Below are 19,480 nucleotides of genomic sequence, written 5' to 3' on the forward strand. Positions count from 1 at the left end.
GGGCAAATCCATTAGAACGACAGAAACCGCGTTCATTTGACAGGCGTTTACAAAACCTTTACATGACGATTAAACGTTCTTAATATTGGGCTACTATACTAGCAATTGTGAGAGGGAAAAGCTTCTCGACAACCATTTTATCGATAGAAAAGGGAGGACAATTCATTGAATTCAAAAAAATTATTATTGTTCCTAGTCATGGCGGCACTAATGGTGATTGTCGCAGCATGTGGAGGCGGTTCGGAGGAACCAGCACAGGGAGAAGATCCTGGTTCTGAAGAAGCAACTGAGCCTGCTACTGGTGACGAAGGTACTGAAGAAGATGCAGCGGGAGAAGAAACAGCTGAATTAGAAGGTAGTGTAGTAATCGACGGTTCAGGTACTGTTTATCCATTAATGGCTGCACTTGCTGAAGAATATATGACAAATGAACAGCCAAATGTATCTGTTGAAGTAAGCCGTGCTGGTACAAGCGCTGGTTTCGGTAGATTCCTGGTTGAAAATGGAACTGATTTCAACGATGCCTCTCGTGAAATTAAAGATGAAGAGTTGGCAGAGGCAGAAGCGGTTGGCTTTGAAGTGAAAGAATTCAAGGTGGCACTTGACGGGTTAACATTCGTTATTAATCCAGAAAATGACTGGGCAACTGAATTAACAGACGAGCAATTGATCAGCATTTTCAAAGCAGATGGCGGCGTAACAAAGTGGTCAGATCTTGATCCAAGCTTCCCGGATGAGGACATTAACCCAATGGGACCAAACGAAAACCACGGAACATATGAGTTCTTCTATGAAAATGTTCTTGAAGAAGCTGATTTAGTAGAAGGCGTTAATCTCCAACAAGAATATTCAACTCTCGTAAACCTTGTTTCTGAGGATCGTAACGCTATCGCGTTCTTCGGCTTCGGATACTATGTGAATAACCAGGATTCCTTACAAGCAGTGAGCGTTGACTTTGGTGAAGGTCCTGTAGAACCATCACTTGACACAATCGCTGAAGATGGCGACTATGCTCAATTCACACGTCCTGTATTCACTTACTTGAATGTTGATATGGCACGAGAAAAGCCGCAAGTTTTAGACTATGCAAAATTCGTAATTGAAAACGTAAATGAATTTGCTGGTCCGACAGGATTTGCTCCACTTCCTGAGGCTGAACTTCAGGAATATGCAGATTTCCTTGCTGGCCTGTAATCAATAAATAAACGAGATAACCGTAATAGGATGAGAGCTGTTAGCAGGTTCTCATCTTATTACATGTAAAAGTAGCGGGTGTAACACCAGAAAGGGTGCTCTTAACAATGGAAGCAAGCAGCGGTATGAAAAAGGGGAACGCTGTTAATGTGAGGGAATTGATCGAGGAAAAGAAGCAGGCAAGAAGTATAAGCCAACTGATGGAAAAACTTATGCCGAAGCTGCTGCTTTTAATTGCCACCATCTCTGTCTTAACGACAATCGGCATTTTGTTCACCCTTCTCACAGAGACGTTCGAGTTTTTCCGCAGAGTGTCACTTGTTGAATTTTTCACTGGAACTGTTTTAAGACCGTTAAGCCAAAATCCTGAATTTGGCGTTTTGCCTTTGATTATGGGAACGATGATTTCCTCGGTGATTGCGATGTGTATCGCGATTCCTGTTGGATTAATGACAGCTATTTATTTGAGTGAGTATGCGTCTGAAAAAGTAAGAAGAACATTTAAGCCTTTATTGGAAGTATTAGCGGGAATTCCGACAATCGTATACGGATTCTTTGCCTTTACGTTTGTCACCCCTATTTTGCGGGCGATTATTCCCGGTCTTGAACCGACGAACATTTTAAGTCCCGGGATTGTGATGGGGATTATGATTATTCCGATGGTTGCGTCTTTATCCGAGGATGCAATGAGCTCTGTACCGAATGCGATGCGCGAGGGAGCTTTAGCACTTGGAGCGACAAAGCTTGAGGTAACTGGAAAAGTAGTTATTCCGGCAGCGATATCCGGAATTATTGCTTCATTTGTTCTTGGGATTTCACGGGCAATTGGAGAAACGATGATCGTGACAATTGCGAGTGGAAGCTCGAAGAATTTTACGTTTGACATTACTCAATCTATGCAGACGATGACTGCGTACATTGTTGAAGTAACCGGCGGCGATGCTCCGGCCGGCTCTACGATATATTACAGCTTATATGCGGTGGCGATGACGCTCTTTGTCTTCACCTTTTTAATGAATTTGCTTGCAAGGTATATCTCCCGCCGCTTCAGGGAGGAATATTAAGATGAAATATATTAATCTTGAACAAGTTCAGCAACGAATGAATACACGTCTTGTCATCAATACAGCGGCAAAATCGGTATTTTTATTGGCGACGGTTTTCGGTCTCATCGTTCTCGCTATTTTGATTTATCGTGTCGCGGCGGATGGGCTGTCCTGGATTAACAGCGGCTTTCTGACCGGGCGCCTGTCGACTGATCCGAATAAGGCCGGTATTATGGGCGCGATCCTCGGAACAGTCTGGCTGATGCTCGTCGTTGCCCCGGTGACGATGCTGCTCGGCGTCGGAACAGCGATTTATTTAGAAGCGTATGCGAAAAAAGGCCGGCTGCATTCTTTCTTGCAAACGAATATTTCCAACCTTGCCGGTGTTCCTTCGATTGTATTCGGGATTCTCGGTTTAACCGTTTTTGTAAGATTGATGGATTTAGGCGGGGTTATTTTGGCCGGTGGGCTGACGATGTCCCTGCTCGTTCTGCCGATTGTCGTCGTCGCAAGCCAGGAAGCGATCCGTGCCGTGCCGAACCATTTAAGTGAAGCATCGTTCGGGATGGGCGCGACGAAGTGGCAGACGATTAAAAACATTATTTTACCTGCCGCATTGCCGGGGATTTTAACAGGGGCGATCCTTTCGCTATCGCGGGCAATTGGGGAAACGGCGCCATTAATTGTTATTGGTATTCCGGCTTTGCTCATTCCGTTTCCGGGCAGCTTAATGGACCGCTTTACCGTATTGCCGGTCCAAATTTATTATTGGACGATCGATTCGGCTTTAGTGGCGGAGTATGCCAATTTAGCGGCCGCTACGATTGTTGTCTTGCTGTTGGTGCTCTTTCTTCTTAACTCGGCTGCGATTATTATTCGCAATAAGTTTCAAAGACGCTATTAATAACAGGGGGTAAAAAAACATGGGGATGGTATCTGTAAAGGAAAAAAAAGAAATTGAATTTCAAAAAGGAAATGAGCAGGTCGAGCAAAAGGTGCAACAATCAAATGTCGTCTACGATACAGAAAATTTAAATTTGTGGTACGGCAAGGATTTGGCGTTGAAAAATATTAATCTTTCGATTTGTGAGAAGGAAGTAACGGCGATTATCGGACCGTCCGGCTGCGGGAAATCAACGTATATCAAAACATTGAACCGGATGGTTCAGCTCGTGCCAAGCGTGAAAATCTCCGGCGATATTCGCTACCGCGGCAGAAATATTCTTGATAAATCGTTTAAGGTCGAAGATTTGAGAACGCGGGTCGGGATGGTTTTTCAAAAACCGAATCCTTTTCCAAAATCAATTTATGATAATGTCGCGTACGGACCAAGAATCCACGGGATTCGCAATAAGAAAATTTTAGATCAGATCGTCGAGCGAAGCCTACGCGGCGCGGCGATCTGGGATGAAGTCAAGGACAGATTGAATGAGAATGCCTACGGTCTTTCCGGCGGACAGCAGCAGCGCCTATGTATTGCCCGCTGCCTGGCGATAGAGCCGGATGTTATTTTAATGGATGAACCAACCTCGGCGCTTGATCCAAAATCTACGTTAAAAGTAGAGGAGCTTATTCAAGAGCTGAAACAGGATTACTCGATCATCATCGTGACTCACAACATGCAGCAGGCAGCCCGTATTTCTGATAAAACGGCATTTTTCCTGAACGGGGAAGTCGTGGAATTTGATGAAACGGATATTATTTTTTCCAACCCGGCTGATAAAAGAACGGAAGATTACATTACAGGCCGTTTCGGATAAGAAAGTGTGAACCTTCATGCGAACATTTCATTCACAGCTTGAATATGTCAAGCAGGAGCTGCTCACAATGGGCAGTCAGGTAGAAAAGCAAATCCATAGGATGCGGCAGGCGTTTGCGGAGATGAATTATGCGACTATGGATCAGATTATTGAACATGATCATCTTATTAATCAATTGGAAATCGGCATGCACGACAAAGTGACGTTGCTGATTTCCAAGCAACAGCCGGTGGCGACTGATCTACGCAAGCTGATCGTCGCCTTGAAAGTATCAAGTGATTTAGAAAGAGTCGCGGATTTAGTTGTCGACATCGCCAAGCAGTCACAGCGGATGAAGGAACAGGGACTCGTTTCGTTTAAGGAAAAGCTCGAGACGATGTTTTCCATCGCCGAGGCCATGATGCATGATGCGTTAAAGGCGTATGAAGCATCGGATATGCTGTTGGCGCAAAAAGTCGCGATGCAGGATGACAGGGTTGATGATTTATATGGAAAAATCATTCGCGAGCTGTTTCAGCTTGATAACAGTGACGTGGAAATCGACCAGGTGACGCAGCTCGCCTTCGTCGGCCGCTATATTGAACGAATCGCCGATTACGCGACGAACCTGTCTGAATGGGTCGTCTATGAAGTAAACGGCAAACATTTCGATTTGAATTAACCCCATAGACAAAAGGAAGCTACTGAAAAAGACGATTTTCACTTTTTCAGTAGCTTTTTCGAGTTACGAAAAAGGAAGTTTTTCAGTGGCTTTGGACAAAAGGAAGCTTCTCTTACCTAATGTCCAAGGTCTTTAGGACTGAACGAAAGCACAACGGATTTGTAGGGAGGGAAGCCTTCGCTCGTCTTTCTGCTGTAACCAATTCCGCGATCGAGGCGTTTCATAAAAAAAGCAGGGGAGGAATTTTTTATGAAAAAGGTCAGCTTGTATGGGCTGCTCATTTTGCTGCTTTGCAGTTTATTTCCGTTGTCGGCAAGCGCTTGTTCGTGCTTAGAGAATGCTGGAGTGGAGGAAGCGCTGGAGCGGGCCGAGGCTGTTTTTAGTGGAAAGGTGCTTGACGTGAAGGAGCAGAAGGGAGCCGATGGTTACCTGGCGAAAGCTGTCCACTTTTCGGTTGACCGGGCTTGGAAAGGCGTCGATCAGACGGAGGTCATCATTGCCACAGGATTAGGTGGCGGAGATTGCGGGATTGACTTTGTCGTAGGCGAGGAGTATCTTGTGTATGCGAACCAGTCATCGTGGCATGCGGACATTTCGCCGCTTGAAGCGATTATATGCAGCCGGACGGCTCACCTCGATGCGGCGGAAGAAGATTTGCGGCAGCTCGGTGAAGGAACACAGCCTTTGCATGATGTTGAACTGGTGATCGAACAGAGCTCTCCGGTAAATTGGTGGGCCGGCGCAATTGGCGGGATGGGTGTACTCGTTGTGATCGGTTTACTATGGAAAAGGAAGCGCAGTAAAAAATAAAGAAGCAGGCAGCTTGAAAAGCGCGAGGCTGGGCAAAAGGTAAAAAAACAACCTTTTCTCCAGCCTCTATTTTTAAGCCTGCAGCTGTTGGGTCAATGCTTTTAATGATTGCGACAGATGGGAAAGCTTTGAGCCGATTTCGTGCGTTTGCTTCATGTGGTCCATTTGATACTGACTTGTCGTAATCATTTCTTCGGCGCTGGCTGACGTTTCCTGAGAGACGGAGGAGAAGCTGAGCGATGATTGCTCAAGCTCAGGCAGTAATGTTTCTACTGTTTTCAGCTCGGACTGCATGTCCTGCAGCCTTTGACTGACCTTGGAAATCTCCTGCATCAGTTCATCAAACGCCGTCTTTGAATGGTTGGCAATTTCAAGATTGGTCTTTGTTTTCGCCAGCATTTGCTCAAACTCCTCTGTCGCTTCAAAGGTAACATCCTCCATCTTGGCAATCGACGATGTAATCTCCTCCGTCGCCTGAGTGGACTGCTCGGCCAATTTGCGGACTTCATTGGCGACGACGGCAAAGCCTTTCCCTGATTCGCCGGCGCGGGCCGCCTCGATTGTCGCATTTAAGGCGAGCAGTTTCGTTTGCTCGGAAATTCCCTGGATTAGTCCGACGAGATTGCCGATGGAGGCGGAGTAGGTTTTAACTTGCTTAATCGTATTCGTTAAATGAGTGAAGTCTATTTCAAATGTATGATTCGTTTCAATCAACTGGGTCATATGGCCTTCACCAAGCTTCGCCGAGTCGTTCATTTCTGCCGAGCTCATGTAGACCTTGTCCATATTGCCGATCATCGTTTCGATTTTTTCTTTCACTGTTTTAAAGCTGATCACGCTCAGCTCTGAGCTGGAAGCGGTCTGTTCGGCGCCTTCTTTCACGATATTAATGGTTTCAATCAATTGCTCGCTCGTCGTCAGCGCCTCCTCGGAGGAATTCGATAATTCCTGACCCTGTGTATCAAGCTCCTTCGTCATTTCCTTAATGTCCTGCAGCAGGCTGCTGATTTGACTGATCATCGCATCATAGCTTTTATGTAAGGAGATAAATTCCGGCAAGGTTGTTTTCAGCTCCATTTGCTGCTGAAAGTTGCCGTTACGTACTTCTTTCATTGCATTACGCATGACCATTAGCGGTTTTGTTAAGCTTTTGACAAATAACATCAGAAAGATCGTCGCGATGATAATGCTGGCGCCGATAATGGAATACGTCATATTCGCCATCTGCTGAATCGGTCCCATATAGGAATCTGTCGGGACAAGCAACGCATAAATCCCTTCAATTTCATCCATTTCCTGAAAGGAAACCGTATACTCCACCCCGTTTAAAAATTCATGAAACGAGCCATTTCCCATCTCTTCTATTTTGTCGATAAACGACTCGGGTAACACAATGTCAGGAAAATCCTGAGCGAGGAAAGGAGTTGCCGTATGATCTGAAATCGCTAAAAAATAAGCGGTTATGCCGTCTTCCTCCAGCTTGGTCCGCTGCTGTCGGATGTTTGTTTCAAGCTGCTGCATAAAGTAATCCTGGTCGCTGACATAAAGAAACTGGAGGTTTGTGGCGATATAGCCCATCAGTTCCGTTTCGCGCATCAGCCGGTTTTCAATTGAATTCATCGTAACATCTTTCGCCTGTAAATAAGCGCTTACACCGGTTGTAGTCACAGAGAGGAATAAAAGAGAGACGAAAATCGCAAGCAGTCTCGCCCGGAGGCTGAATTTTTGCAGCAATGACACATACAATTTTTTCATGAACAGCAGAACCCCTTTATCACAGTATCGATCATGTATGCCAAATGGAATAGGTCTAGTTACACGATAGCAGACAAACGTTAAGAGAATGTAAACAATCTGTGAAGGATCGCTAAATTTCTCGGATAATCTTTTTGTTCCGATTGTACATTTGCCGTTCACTCATTTAGAATAAAGATAACAATTGTTGGTAAGGAGGAAGTAGTCTGTGTCACAGCAACTTATTAATATTTTTTATCAATCGCATATCGGTTCATGGGCGATTTTAGTCCTGCTGTTTTTCGTCAGTTATTTCTTGGTAAAGGGCGGGATTCGCAAAGGCGGAAAGATTGTCCATATGATTTTGCGGTTGTTTTACATCATTCAGATTGTTTCAGGCGTCGGCGTGTTAATGGCGTATCAATTTCCGGCTGCTTTTATCATCAAAGGGATTATTGCGATCGTAATGATTTATGCGATGGAAATGATTCTGGTCCGCACGCAAAAAGGAACGATGGAAAAAGGCGGCTTGTATTGGGCCATCCTTTTGATTTCTTTACTGCTCGTCGTTTTGCTTGGATTTGAAGTCATTTCATTTTAAACGTAAAAGCTGTTTCAAGGTGCCTGAGCTGAGGCGTTTTGAAGCAGCTTTTTTTGCTGGCGCTTTCGCCGGTTTGAGACAAAACTAGTTTTTTGACCGATTGGCCATGGCTTAAAAGACCGTAGCGGTTCCGCTCATTGCTTAAGGGCAGGATCAAAAGGTAAAAAACAACCTTTTGACCCTGCCTCTATAGAAATGATAGAGCGATCAACGTGGCGAAATGGTAAACTAGAAAAAAACAATGCCCTTATTGTGAGAGGAAGGAGGGGATTAAATGAGCGAGCAATACGTCCGTAGTACATCTAGTAAGGAAGTGGCTGCTAAAAAGCGTCTTGAGTATGCTTTTTCGGTCCAAAAGCAAAAGAATTGTCCCGCTTTTTATGTCCTGCCTTCGGCGATGTGGCTTAAGACGGCTCGAAAGCAGCAGCCCGGTTTGGCGGTGATCACCTTTGATGACATTGCCCGCTATTTGCTCATGCAGGCGGAGGAAGTCTACTATCCGTTAACGGAGCAGGAAAGATCGTTGTTTTTTGAACAGTTTCTCCGGGAAGAACAGACCTTTGAGGGCGAAGCTGACAGTGGCAGGGCGCTTGGCTATGCGGATACATACGGACAAGTAAAGCGGCTCGGGTTAACGGCTGAGCAATTGCCAGCGGCCTTGGAGCCTCTTCGGAGCCTTTTCACGGAATACGAACAAAAGGTAGTAAAGGAACGGAAGCTGCTCGATCCGGAAAATATTATTTTACGGGCGATTCAGCTGTTAGAACAACGGAGCACGAAGCTGGACATCTCCTTGATCATCATTGACGGTTACGTTGATTTTAGCCCGCTCCAAACGTTGTTGCTTGAAGCATTACAAAAAGCCGATGTGCCGATCGAAATTTATCTGCCTGCTGATCAGCCTTATCAGATTGTCGGCCATACGGCTGATGAGCTTGTGTCGCTCGGCTTTTCAGATCAGCGTCAGGAGCCTGTTTCAGTTCAGGTCACTGTTGAAAAAGAGCTTGTGGCGGCGACAACGGCGGAAGAACAATGGCGCGGTGTCATCGAAGAAATTCTCGCGGCGCCTTCCCTACATGATGTTGCCGTGCTGCTCGTCGACGAAAAGCGTGGGAGAGAGGAATTGGAGCGGCTTGCCGCTGAGTACGGGCTTCCGCTTCAGACGGCTAAAAAGCGTCCGTTGACAGCGACGGCGCTACATGCTTTCTTATTGGCGTGCCTCCGTCAGCCGCGCTCTGTTCGTTCGAGATGGGAGCAGCTGCCGCTTGTCGAGCATATTCTTGCGCTTTATCAGCGCTCCGGCCTTGAGTATGCAAAGCAGAAACAATGCTTTTTGCAAACAGGTGAGTGGATCAAGGAGGAGGACGAGCAGCTCTTTCATGCGATTACCAGGTTGAAATGGAAAAAGAAGGATCTGTTTAGCCGCTATGTCGGACAGATGCTCGTCTGGTTACGTGAGCTGCCCGTTGTTTCGAGCTGGAGAGCGCAGCTAAAGGCGGACGACGATCTGGAGACATTGCAGGCGGTTGCCCGTGAATACCGCGCATGGGAGCTTCTTTGCAAGCGGCTGGAAATGACAGCAGAGCTGCTTGAGGAGCGGGGGCTTGCCGGAGAGCTGACGCTGTCGCTTGATCTTTTTGCCAATTGGCTGAAGGAGCTTGGTGAACGGCTGCAAGTAACCGACAAGCGCCGCGCAGAAAATGGAGTAGCGATTCATACGTGGCGCGATGTCGGTTTGTTCCGCGGAAAAAAGCTCTATGTCGTTGGCATGAATGAAGGAGCTTTTCCACAATTGTCGCAATTAAGCGGCTATGTTCAGGAGCGGGACCTTCATGAAAGTGCGATCCGTTTTAGCGCGCCGACGCAAAAACAGCTGCGTCAAAAGCAGCTTGCTTATTTGCAGCAGCTCGATAGCATCTGTGAATCGATTACCTTTACCTATGTGAAAGGGGTTGATCCGCTTCATCCGCAGCTGCCATCGCCCTTGCTGGAGGACGTTCGCAGGGCGGAGCGGGAATGGTCATGGGAAGCACGGATGAAAGGAAAGAACAGCTACACAGAGCGGGATCATCATGAAAAGCTGGCTTTTCATCTTGGTCAGGGCTACAGGATGGAAGATGAGCCTCAGCCATTGCGGGAGATCGCGACAAGACTGGAGCGCCTCGCCGACGGCCGAGAACCGCTTCGGCTTGAGAAGAAGTCTGCGACAGTCGCCGTCACCGCACTAGAAAGCTATGCCCGCTGTCCTTTCCGCTATGCGCTGGAACGGCTATTTCAAGTAAAGGAGGCTGAAGCGGCGGAGGAGCAAGTGTCTCCACTCGCCATCGGACAGCTTGTCCATGAGCTGATCGAGGAGATTTATACCGAGCTTCAGCTGATTCGTCTTCCATTTGCGAAAGCAGGAGCTGAGCAGCTGGAGCGCGTACCGGAGCTGCTTCAGGAACGGTTTGAGCAGAAATGGGTTGCTGTTGAGGAGCAAAACCGAGGTCTTTCACGCCTTGATCTTGAGCAGACAAAGCAGCAGTGGAAAAAGCGGCTGGACAGATGGTGGCAGGCTGAGCGGAAGCATTTTTGGGATAACGAAGCGCTTGGAGAGATGGCGATTGAGGCGATGGAGACTTCGGTTCGGATGCCGTTTTCTGTGAAAGGCGGCACGGAATTGATTCTGACCGGAAAAGTCGACCGGGTTGACAAGAGTGGGGAAGCGATAGTGATTTACGATTACAAGACCGGGAAAGCGAGCGTCTCCGCCGAGGAAGTCCGCTCCGGCCTTAAGCTCCAGCTGCCTTTATACGCGTTCGGTCTCCGGGAACAGCTTGAAAGACAGACAAAGCGACAGCTCCGGGCTGACGGCGCAAGCTATATTTCATTGCGCGAGCCGGCAAAACGGGCTGGCAATGGAATTTGGCGCAAAGAGCTGATCGGAAAACACTCCCCGTATTCGGTATCATCTTTTTGCAAAAATCGTGAGGAAAGCTTTGGCACAGGTCAATATCTTGATGCCTATAACCTAAAGGAACGTGTTGAAGCGCTGTGGTCGGGGATGCACAGTGAATTTCCCGTCGAGCCGCAGGAGTGCGCCGCCAGTTGTCCCTACAGAGCGGTGTGCCGTGTGACAGAAGAGCAAAAAGCAGACCATGCGGTCAAAGCATGAAGAAGGGGAGCAGACGAAAGATGCAATTTAACGAAGAACAACGGCAGGCGATTTCCAGCACGAAGCCTTTCATTTTAGTGTCGGCCGGCGCCGGATCGGGGAAGACGCGGATTTTGACGGAGCGGTTTGTCGGTCTTTGCGAACGGCGGCTGCTCGATCCGGATGATCCGGCCGGCGCCGGAGTGGAGGAAATTGTCGCGATTACATTTACGGATAAGGCGGCCCGAGAAATGAAGGACCGGATTCGCCAGCGGCTGCTGGAGAAGGAAGCCGGGGCGGAGTCAGAGGAGGCCCGCCGCTTTTGGCAGGAGCAAAAAGAAGCGCTGGAGCGGGCGTATATTTCGACTTTTCACAGCTTCTGTCAACGCTTGCTCAGCCAGTACGCGATGACGGCCAAGCTGATTCCGGCAACGCGGGTCCTTGATGAAGTTGAAGCCCGAAGAAAGAAGAGAGCGATCGCGAAGGAGATGCTGGAGGAACCGATCTGTTTTCAGCAGGCTGCCCCGTTGCTTGAGCTGATGAGCAAGACGCAGCTGATCGAAACGATCGAACAGCTGCATGACACGATTCGTGAATTGGTCGTCGATGAACGGGCGATTGAGACGCTTGATCCGGCGAGTATGTTGAAGCTGCAGGAAGAACAGCTGCTGCTTGAGCAGCACCGCCTCGTCTCAGCCTTTCATGAACAGGCTCTTGCCTGTATTCGGTCTTTTCCTGATCCGGTGGAGCTGACGAAAGCCCAGCAGGCCCATGTCGAACGGATAGCGGCGGCTTTTGCGACGATCATGCCGCCGAAGGAGGGGGAGGCGCACGCCTACTTTGCCAAGCTGGAGGCGATCATGCCGCCGAAAATTGATAAACGCTGGCTGGAGAAGGCGCCGGCGCTTTATCAGCTCTGCGCTGAACATTGGAAGCCTTTGAAAGAGAGCTGGAAAAGCATCGGCATAGGAGCGCGCTACGAACAGGAAACCGTCACTTGCATGGAGGCGGTCGTCGGACTGCTGCAGCAATTCGCTGCTCGTTACGCCTGGGAAAAGGAAAGAGCGGGCTTGCTTGATTTTAATGATTTGCAGCAAAAAGCAGTCGCTTTGCTGCGCCACCCTGCGATTCGCAGCGCTTGCCAGAAGCAATTTCGTCATATGATGATCGATGAATTTCAGGATACGAATCAGCTGCAGCTGGCGATGCTTGAGCAAATCAATCCAGCTTATCAGTTTATCGTTGGCGATCAGAAGCAGTCGATTTACCGCTTTCGCGGAGCGAATGTAATATTGATGAATGAAAAAGAAGCCTTTGCCGGCACGGAGGAAAGCGCCGAAGCGATTTTAATGAACACGAACTATCGAACGGAAGCGTCGATCATTCAAGCGGTTAACGGGCTGTTCTCTCATGTAATGACAGAAAAGCGTGTCCATCCGTTTGAAACGGTGTATGCGCCGCTGCGGGTGGTCCGCCGCCGCGAGGAAGAAAAGCCTTGCGTTGAGCTGGCGACTCTGCCGGAAAAGGACGAGCGTGAGGAGGACGCTTTTTCACTTTTAGCAGGACGCCTAGCTTCGATGATCCGCACGGGGGAACCGCTCGTGCAAAAAGGGGATGAATGGGTGCGGCCGACCTGGGCCGACGTCGCTGTTCTCATTCCTGCGCGGACCCAGCTGTTAGCATTGGAGCGCGCTTTACATGACCACGGCATCCCTTATGTCGTCAGCGGCGGAATTGGCTTTTTTGAACGGCAGGAGATCATTGATTTCATCACGCTGCTTCGCTGGTTGAACCGGCCGTTTGAAGAGGTTCATTTGCTGGCCCTGCTCCGGGGTCCGCTTTGTGGCTTGACGCTTGCTGAATTGTTTGAAGTCAAGCGGGGGTTGCAGGACACTGAGGCGCTATTTGAGCTTGTCTATGATGAGACGCATCCCTTTCATGCCGACCTTTCTGAGCGGGTGAGCGCGAGCTTTGCACAGCTGAGAGAGTGGCTGAAACGTTGGGTCCCGCTCGCTGTTCAGCACTCTCCTGCGACCGTCCTGACCGAACTGTTTCAGCAGACTGGGCTGAAAGCCATGCTCCTGCTTCAAAAGCAAGGGCTGCAGAAGGTGAGAAATGTCGAAAAGCTGATCGGACTTTTGGCGGAAAGGCGCGCGCTTGATTTGGAGACGATGCTGGCCGAACTGGAGGAAGTGATCGTTTTAAGCGAGAAAGAAGGAGAAGCAGAGGTAGAACAGGTTGAAGGAAATGTCGTGCAGATTATGACCGTCCATGCTTCAAAAGGGCTGGAGTTCCCGATTGTGTTTCTCCCGCAGCTGGAACGGACGACACAGACGGATAAAGGGCGCATTCGGTTCGATCCGGAGCTTGGAATTGTGCTCAATCTCGAAAAGGAAGCCGATCAGTTAGATGAAAAGCCGATCTGTTATCAGTCACCGGGCTTTCCACTCGTAAAAGAACGGGCCGCGTTGGAAGCAAAGGAAGAAACGAAGCGCTTATTGTATGTGGCGATGACAAGAGCGCGCGATTATCTCGTCATGATGGGTGAGGCGACGACGTCGCATTCATGGATGACGATGATCGAGGAAGCCTGTGCCGCGACAGATTTGGAGCAGATAATCCAACGGGTGACGGAGTTTGAACGCCCTGAAAAAGAGCCTGAACGAGCGGAGCTCCAGTACGCGCCACCACAGCTCGTTCAAAGAGCCGCGCCATCCTTAACGCTTACCGTTTCAGAAATTATGAGCTTTTGCCGCGATCCGCTCAACTATTTTTACCGCTTTGTCGTTGGCTTGCCTGAGTCGCTGACGTTTGAAGCGGATGAACAGGAGGAGCGCAGTAAAGCAACAGGACTTGACTCTTCAAAGCTGGGGACGCTTATTCACCGGGCCTGTGAGTTACGGGACTATGGCTTTTCCCCTGCCGCGGCAATGGAAGAAGCTCTGGCGGGCGAAGAGGTCGATGATGAACGGGCCTATATGGCGGCGATGAAAAGATTGCTGATGAATTACAGCGAGGAGCAACGGCGGCAGCTCGGCAGCCCGGTTGCGAATGAATGGCGGTTTGCGACGGAAATGGAAGGCGTTGAAGTGATTGGCGAGATCGATAAAATCGTCGAACGTGAAGGCCGGCATGAAATCATCGATTTCAAGACGAATCGTATTCAGTCCTCAGGCGGTGAACTGCTTACTGTTTATCGTGACCAGCTTACATTGTACAAAATAGCCTATGAACAGCAAACAGGAATGAAGGACGTAGCTGTGTCGCTCTATGTGTTACGGGACGCGCGGCAGCCGCTTCATCAGCTGAATGTGACGAAAGAGCAGGAAAACAGAATCCGGCGTGCGATTCAGCTATTGAGGTCGTTACGGGAAAAGAAGGCCGGGAAGGAAGAGTATCAACGCATTCAACTTCAAACGTGAGCAAGGCGGTAGCAGGCTACATGAGCGATGTGAGAAAGAGGAAAGCGGCGTATGGAACAAGGGGAAGGATAGAGCTGAAGGTGATAAGGAGAATGCGATGAATGAAATGAATCTGACTAAATTGAAAACAAAGCTGCACGATAGCGAGCAGCAATACCGTTCGTTATTTCGCTATAGCACGAATGCAATCTTTATGCTAGATCGCTGCGGGCAATTTACGGAGGTCAATCCTGCGGCTATCCGCTTAACGGGGTTTAGCGAAACGGAACTGCTTTCAATGGAGATTTTTGACATCCTTGGCGAAGAACAGCGCTCATCCATTGATCTGTTTATGAGAGAGGCGATCAAAGGAGAGGTCGCCAGCTTTCAAATCGAGCTGAAAAACCGGCAGCAGGATAAGATAGTCGCTTCGATGACAGTCATGCCGCACTATGCCGACGGCAGGGTAGAAGGGGTAACCGGAATCGTTCAAGATGTGACTGAGCATTTACAAGCAAAAGAAAAAATAAGAAGAATGGCGAATGAGGATGGGCTGACGGGTTTGCCAAACCGCCGCTATGTGGCAGAACAGCTGGAGCAGCTGATCCTTAAGGAAGAGAAGCTCACCGTTATGTTTATTGATTTAGACCGCTTTAAGTTTGTCAATGATACGCTCGGTCACTTTTTCGGGGACAAAGCTTTAAAAGAACTGGCTGTGCGGCTTAGGGACGTTCTTTTTCCACCCAATATTCTAGCACGCATGGGCGGGGATGAGTTTGTCGTGATCCTTCCCGGCCAGGCAGAGCCGGATGACATTAGGCAGATCGCAAAGCAGCTGCTGGCCCGTATCCGCCAGCCATTGCTTATTAACGGCTACGAGTTTACCTTGACCGGCAGCATCGGGATTTCACTGTTCCCGGAGCATGGCAAGAACGGAGAAGGGCTGATTAAGGCGGCTGATGTGGCGATGTTCCGCGCGAAAACGAAGAGCAGCGACAGCTATCAATTCTATGAAAGTGATATGCGCTATTATTTCTACGAACGGTTCTATGTCGAAAATGATTTGCGGCGGGCGTTGGACAAAGGGGAATTCTCGCTTTATTTTCAGCCGAAGTTCGATGTCCATACAAGAACGATTTGCGGGGAGGAAGTGCTCGTGCGCTGGCAGCATCCTGAGGAAGGATTCATCCCGCCGGAGAAATTTATTGCGATTGCCGAAGAAACAGGTCTGATTGTACCGATTGGCAAGTGGATTTTAAAAGAGGCCTGTCATCAGAAAAAAAGCTGGATTGACCGGGGCTATCCGCCTATAACGATGTCTGTTAATCTTTCGTTGCGCCAGTTTCTGCAAAAAGATATCGTGGAAACGGTGGAAGAAGTATTGGCGGAGTCGAAGCTTCCTCCACATTTGCTTGAAATCGAAGTAACCGAAAGCGTGACGATTGATTTTGAACGGACGCTGGAGGTTTTACGCCAGCTGCGTACATTAGGGATTAAGATCAGCCTGGATGATTTTGGCACTGGCTACAGCTCGCTCCAATATGTGGCGCAAATGCCGATCCAGGAATTGAAAATCGATCAGTCGTTTGTCCGGAATCTCGGCAAGGGGAAAAATAGCGAAGCGGTGATCGCGATGATAATTAATCTCGCTCATTTTTTGAAAATATCGGTCATTGCCGAAGGGGTGGAATCGGAAGAACAGCTCGCTTATTTGCGTGAACAGGGCTGTGACAGCGTGCAAGGTTATCTCCATTCCAGACCGCTGTCGGTGGAGGAATATCAATCGTTTTTAGCGGGAGAAAAAGGGTCGTTCTCCTGAAAAATCGACAAAAATATCTAATTCTTTTAAACTATTTCTTATTTCCTAGCGAGAATCTACTTTTTTAGATGAAAAATATGCTATTATGAGAAAAAAGATCCGAATATTGTTTGCGTTGTAAGTAGACCTTTTCGGAAAACATCGAGGTGAATAGGAATTTGGTTAACTCAGAATATCTAGATGTCTTTCTTGATGAAAGTCAGGAACATCTTCAGGCCATTAATGACAATCTTTTAAAGTTAGAACAAGCACCTGATGACATTTCGATTGTAGGAGAAGTATTTCGTTCCGCTCACACACTGAAAGGCATGGCAGCTACCATGGGCTTTGAGGACTTGGCTCACTTAACGCATAACATGGAAAATGTCCTGGATTTAATTCGCAATCACAAGCTTCAGGCTACTTCAGAAGTCCTGGATGTCGTGTTTGCGGCCGTCGATGATTTAGAAGCAATGGTAACCGATATTGCCGGTGGCGGAACCGGAACGCATGATGTAAGTGAAGTCGTCGCCCAGCTTGAAAGAATTGAAAAGGGTGAGCCTTCCATCGCTGCGACGGCAGAAGCGCCGGTGAAAGAAGAAAAGCAGGAAGTAGCTGGGGAAGAAGCGTTGTCCGAAACGTATGATGAGTTCGAGCGGACGGTCCTGCAGCAATCGTATGAGCAGGGCTATACCACGTATCAGGTAAAGGTCACGCTTGACGAAAATGCGATGTTAAAGGCAGCCCGGGTCTTCATGGTGTTTGAGGTGCTCGAACAGATTGGTGAAATCATTAAGTCGTCCCCTCCAGCTGAAGAGCTGGAAGAGGAAAAATTTGACCAGGATTTCCTCGTCACCGTCATTACGAAGATTGAAGGAGAAGAAATTAAGAAACGGATTTTAAAAGTTTCTGAGATTACCAATGTTCATGTTCAGCAGGTTGATCAAAATAAACTGAAGCTTTCGCATGAAGAGGAAAAGCCTGCAAGCCCTGCGCCAACTCCGGCACAGGCAGCAAAGTCGGCGCAGGCCAGCAAGCCGGCGGCGAAGGAAGCAGCTTCTTCCCAGCCGAAGAAGGCGGCGCCTGAGCATAATAAAACGATTCGTGTTAATATTGAGCGGCTCGATGTGTTAATGAATTTATTTGAAGAGCTGGTCATCGACCGCGGCCGACTTGAACAAATCGCCAGTGAATTGAAGAACAATGAATTAAATGAAACGGTTGAGCGCATGTCAAGAATTTCCGGCGATCTTCAGGAGATTATTCTGAATATGAGAATGATGCCGGTTGAGCAGGTGTTTAATCGCTTTCCGCGCATGGTCAGAAGCCTATCCAAAGATTTAAATAAGAAAGTCAATCTGGAGATTATCGGAGCTGAAACGGAACTTGACCGGACGATCATTGACGAAATTGGCGATCCGCTCGTTCATTTGCTCAGAAATTCGATTGACCACGGGATTGAAACTCCGGATAAACGCCGTCAGCTTGGCAAGCCGGAAGAGGGAACAGTACGCCTGAAAGCATATCATAGTGGAAACAATGTCTACATTGAAATTGAAGATGATGGTGCAGGCATTGATCGTGAAAAAGTACTTAACAAAGCATTGACCAATGGCGTGGTTTCCGAAGAAGATGCCGATAAGCTGACAGATCAGCAAGTGTTTGGATTGCTTTTTGCATCGGGCTTCAGCACTGCCGAAACAATTACCGATGTTTCCGGCCGCGGAGTCGGCTTGGACGTCGTCCGCAATACGTTTGAATCATTAGGCGGGGTAGTAACGGTGAATTCAGAACTCGGCAAAGGCTCTGTTTTCTCGATTCAATTGCCGTTGACGCTGTCTATCATTGATGTCATGCTTGTTGAACTGCAGGATGAGAAGTACGCGATTCCGCTCAGTTCAATTGTGGAAACCGCGATCGTTAACAAGCAGGATGTATATAGCGCGCATAACCAGAAAGTGATTGATTTCCGTGGGAAGGTCGTCCCGCTTGTCTTCCTAAAAGATATTTTCCAGGTACCGGGCGAGCAGACGGATGATGAATTTTATTCCCTCGTGATTGTTCATAAAGGGGAGAAAGTGGCCGGTCTCGTTGTTGATTCCTTAATTGGTCAGCATGATATTGTATTAAAGTCACTTGGAAACTATTTGAAGGATGTTTTTGCCATTTCAGGAGCAACCATACTTGGAAATGGACAGGTTGCTTTAATCGTTGATTCAAATGCGTTAATCAAGTAATCTTACCAGAGGAGGCCGTCACGTTGTCCAATGAAATTGCTACGAAACAAGAATTAAAAGTGATCGTTTTTCAGTTAGGAGATGAAGAGTACGCGATTGAAGTGGATTATGTTCAATCGATTGAACGGATGCAGCCTGTAACGCGGATTCCGAGAACCTTTCCCTTTGTGACGGGAGTGATGAATTTACGCGGGGTGATTACACCGATCATCAACTTGCGTAAACGATTTGGCTTAGAGGATAAGAGCTTTGATGAATCGACTCGTATTCTCGTCATCGCGAAAGATGAGTTGGAAATCGGGGTCATTGTAGACGGCGCGAATGATGTGCTTGACATTCCGCTTGAGAAAATTGAACCTACGCCGGAAGTTGTCGGCGGCGTGGAGGCGGAATATTTGCGAGGGGTTGTCAAGCTGGATAACAGATTGTTTACCCTGTTGAATTTAGAAAAGGTTATTCTGGAATCAGAATCATAATTTATGGAGAAAAGGTAATGAGGTGGTCGTATGGCGTCAATTTTAATTGTAGATGATGCAGCATTTATGCGGATGATGATTAAGGATATTTTATCGAAAAACGGATTTGAAGTTGTTGGCGAAGCGGCAAACGGCGCGGAAGCTGTCGAGAAATATAAGGAGCTGAATCCTGATCTCGTCACGATGGATATTACGATGCCTGAAATGGACGGCATTCAGGCACTTAAAGAAATTAAGCAAATTGACGGCGGAGCGAAAGTTATCATGTGTTCCGCGATGGGACAGCAGTCGATGGTTATCGACGCGATTCAATCAGGCGCAAAGGACTTCATCGTCAAACCATTCCAAGCCGACCGCGTCCTAGAAGCCATCAAAAAAGTATTAGGCTAGACCATCCTCAAAAGGGTGCTTTTCCCTTTTGAGGATGGTCGAAGCAACGAGCGTAGTCAGCACCCGGTTTTAAAAAGCATACAGGGAAGCGGGTTTCTTCCCTGTATGCTGTGTGCGGAAGAAGCCGTTGCCAGCATCGAAGGGAGGGTGCTTTTCCCTTTTGAGGATGGTCGAAGCAACGAGCGTAGTCAGCACCCGGTTTTAAAAAGCATACAGGGAAGCGGGTTTCTTCCCTGTAT

The 19,480-nt window shown here is 48.1% G+C and carries 15 protein-coding genes; 13 read left to right on the plus strand and 2 right to left on the minus strand.

Features of this window, described 5'->3' with window-relative positions:
* The first annotated feature begins 165 nt into the window (after positions 1-165).
* From ABMB67_RS16160 to ABMB67_RS16185, 6 genes are all read left to right on the plus strand, one after another.
* Complete coding sequence (locus ABMB67_RS16160; RefSeq protein ID WP_251223885.1) at positions 166-1,194, plus strand: PstS family phosphate ABC transporter substrate-binding protein; 1,029 nt, start codon at positions 166-168, stop codon at positions 1,192-1,194.
* Positions 1,195-1,301: 107 nt separating this feature from the next.
* On the plus strand, positions 1,302-2,258 hold the full coding sequence (pstC, locus tag ABMB67_RS16165; RefSeq protein WP_251223886.1) for a phosphate ABC transporter permease subunit PstC: 957 nt from the start codon (positions 1,302-1,304) through the stop codon (positions 2,256-2,258).
* Between the two features lies 1 nt (position 2,259).
* Positions 2,260-3,144 carry a phosphate ABC transporter permease PstA gene (pstA, locus tag ABMB67_RS16170; RefSeq protein ID WP_251223887.1) on the plus strand — a complete coding sequence of 295 codons (885 nt, stop codon included), beginning with the start codon at positions 2,260-2,262 and terminating at the stop codon, positions 3,142-3,144.
* A 19-nt stretch (positions 3,145-3,163) separates the two neighbouring features.
* Positions 3,164-4,000: a phosphate ABC transporter ATP-binding protein PstB gene (pstB, locus tag ABMB67_RS16175; protein WP_251223888.1), complete on the plus strand. Its 837-nt coding sequence runs from the start codon at positions 3,164-3,166 to the stop codon at positions 3,998-4,000.
* 16 nt (positions 4,001-4,016) lie between these two features.
* On the plus strand, positions 4,017-4,661 hold the full coding sequence (gene phoU / locus ABMB67_RS16180; protein WP_251223889.1) for a phosphate signaling complex protein PhoU: 645 nt from the start codon (positions 4,017-4,019) through the stop codon (positions 4,659-4,661).
* A gap of 249 nt (positions 4,662-4,910) precedes the next feature.
* Positions 4,911-5,471, plus strand: a complete 561-nt coding sequence (locus ABMB67_RS16185) for a hypothetical protein (RefSeq protein WP_354572697.1) — start codon at positions 4,911-4,913, stop codon at positions 5,469-5,471.
* Between the two features lie 72 nt (positions 5,472-5,543).
* Here ABMB67_RS16185 and ABMB67_RS16190 read toward each other — a convergent pair whose 3' ends face one another.
* Entirely contained in the window at positions 5,544-7,226 is a 1,683-nt protein-coding gene (locus ABMB67_RS16190; RefSeq protein ID WP_354572698.1) for a methyl-accepting chemotaxis protein, read from the minus strand.
* 208 nt (positions 7,227-7,434) lie between these two features.
* Here ABMB67_RS16190 and ABMB67_RS16195 point away from each other — a divergent pair, with 208 nt between their 5' ends.
* The 7 genes from ABMB67_RS16195 to cheY all read left to right on the plus strand — a co-directional run bounded on the left by ABMB67_RS16195 (position 7,435) and on the right by cheY (position 19,241).
* On the plus strand, positions 7,435-7,806 hold the full coding sequence (locus tag ABMB67_RS16195; protein WP_354572699.1) for a DUF1516 family protein: 372 nt from the start codon (positions 7,435-7,437) through the stop codon (positions 7,804-7,806).
* A 274-nt stretch (positions 7,807-8,080) separates the two neighbouring features.
* Entirely contained in the window at positions 8,081-10,960 is a 2,880-nt protein-coding gene (locus tag ABMB67_RS16200) for a PD-(D/E)XK nuclease family protein (protein ID WP_354572700.1), read from the plus strand.
* Positions 10,961-10,980: 20 nt separating this feature from the next.
* Positions 10,981-14,361, plus strand: coding sequence for a UvrD-helicase domain-containing protein (locus tag ABMB67_RS16205; RefSeq protein WP_251223894.1), 3,381 nt, complete (start codon positions 10,981-10,983; stop codon positions 14,359-14,361).
* A 97-nt stretch (positions 14,362-14,458) separates the two neighbouring features.
* Positions 14,459-16,159 carry a putative bifunctional diguanylate cyclase/phosphodiesterase gene (locus tag ABMB67_RS16210; RefSeq protein WP_251223895.1) on the plus strand — a complete coding sequence of 567 codons (1,701 nt, stop codon included), beginning with the start codon at positions 14,459-14,461 and terminating at the stop codon, positions 16,157-16,159.
* A gap of 158 nt (positions 16,160-16,317) precedes the next feature.
* Positions 16,318-18,375 (plus strand): chemotaxis protein CheA, encoded by a 2,058-nt coding sequence (locus ABMB67_RS16215; RefSeq protein WP_251223896.1) that lies wholly within the window; start codon positions 16,318-16,320, stop codon positions 18,373-18,375.
* Between the two features lie 23 nt (positions 18,376-18,398).
* On the plus strand, positions 18,399-18,851 hold the full coding sequence (locus ABMB67_RS16220; RefSeq protein WP_251223897.1) for a chemotaxis protein CheW: 453 nt from the start codon (positions 18,399-18,401) through the stop codon (positions 18,849-18,851).
* 30 nt (positions 18,852-18,881) lie between these two features.
* Positions 18,882-19,241, plus strand: a complete 360-nt coding sequence (gene cheY / locus ABMB67_RS16225; RefSeq protein ID WP_251223898.1) for a chemotaxis protein CheY — start codon at positions 18,882-18,884, stop codon at positions 19,239-19,241.
* Positions 19,242-19,248: 7 nt separating this feature from the next.
* On the opposite strand, the gene ABMB67_RS16230 is transcribed toward cheY, so the two are convergent.
* Positions 19,249-19,480 (minus strand): hypothetical protein (locus ABMB67_RS16230; RefSeq protein WP_354572701.1); only part of this gene is annotated, 232 nt, incomplete at its 5' end.

It is taken from the genome of Halalkalibacter oceani, from assembly GCF_040544555.1.
GTDB lineage: Bacteria > Bacillota > Bacilli > Bacillales > Bacillaceae_D > Halalkalibacter > Halalkalibacter oceani.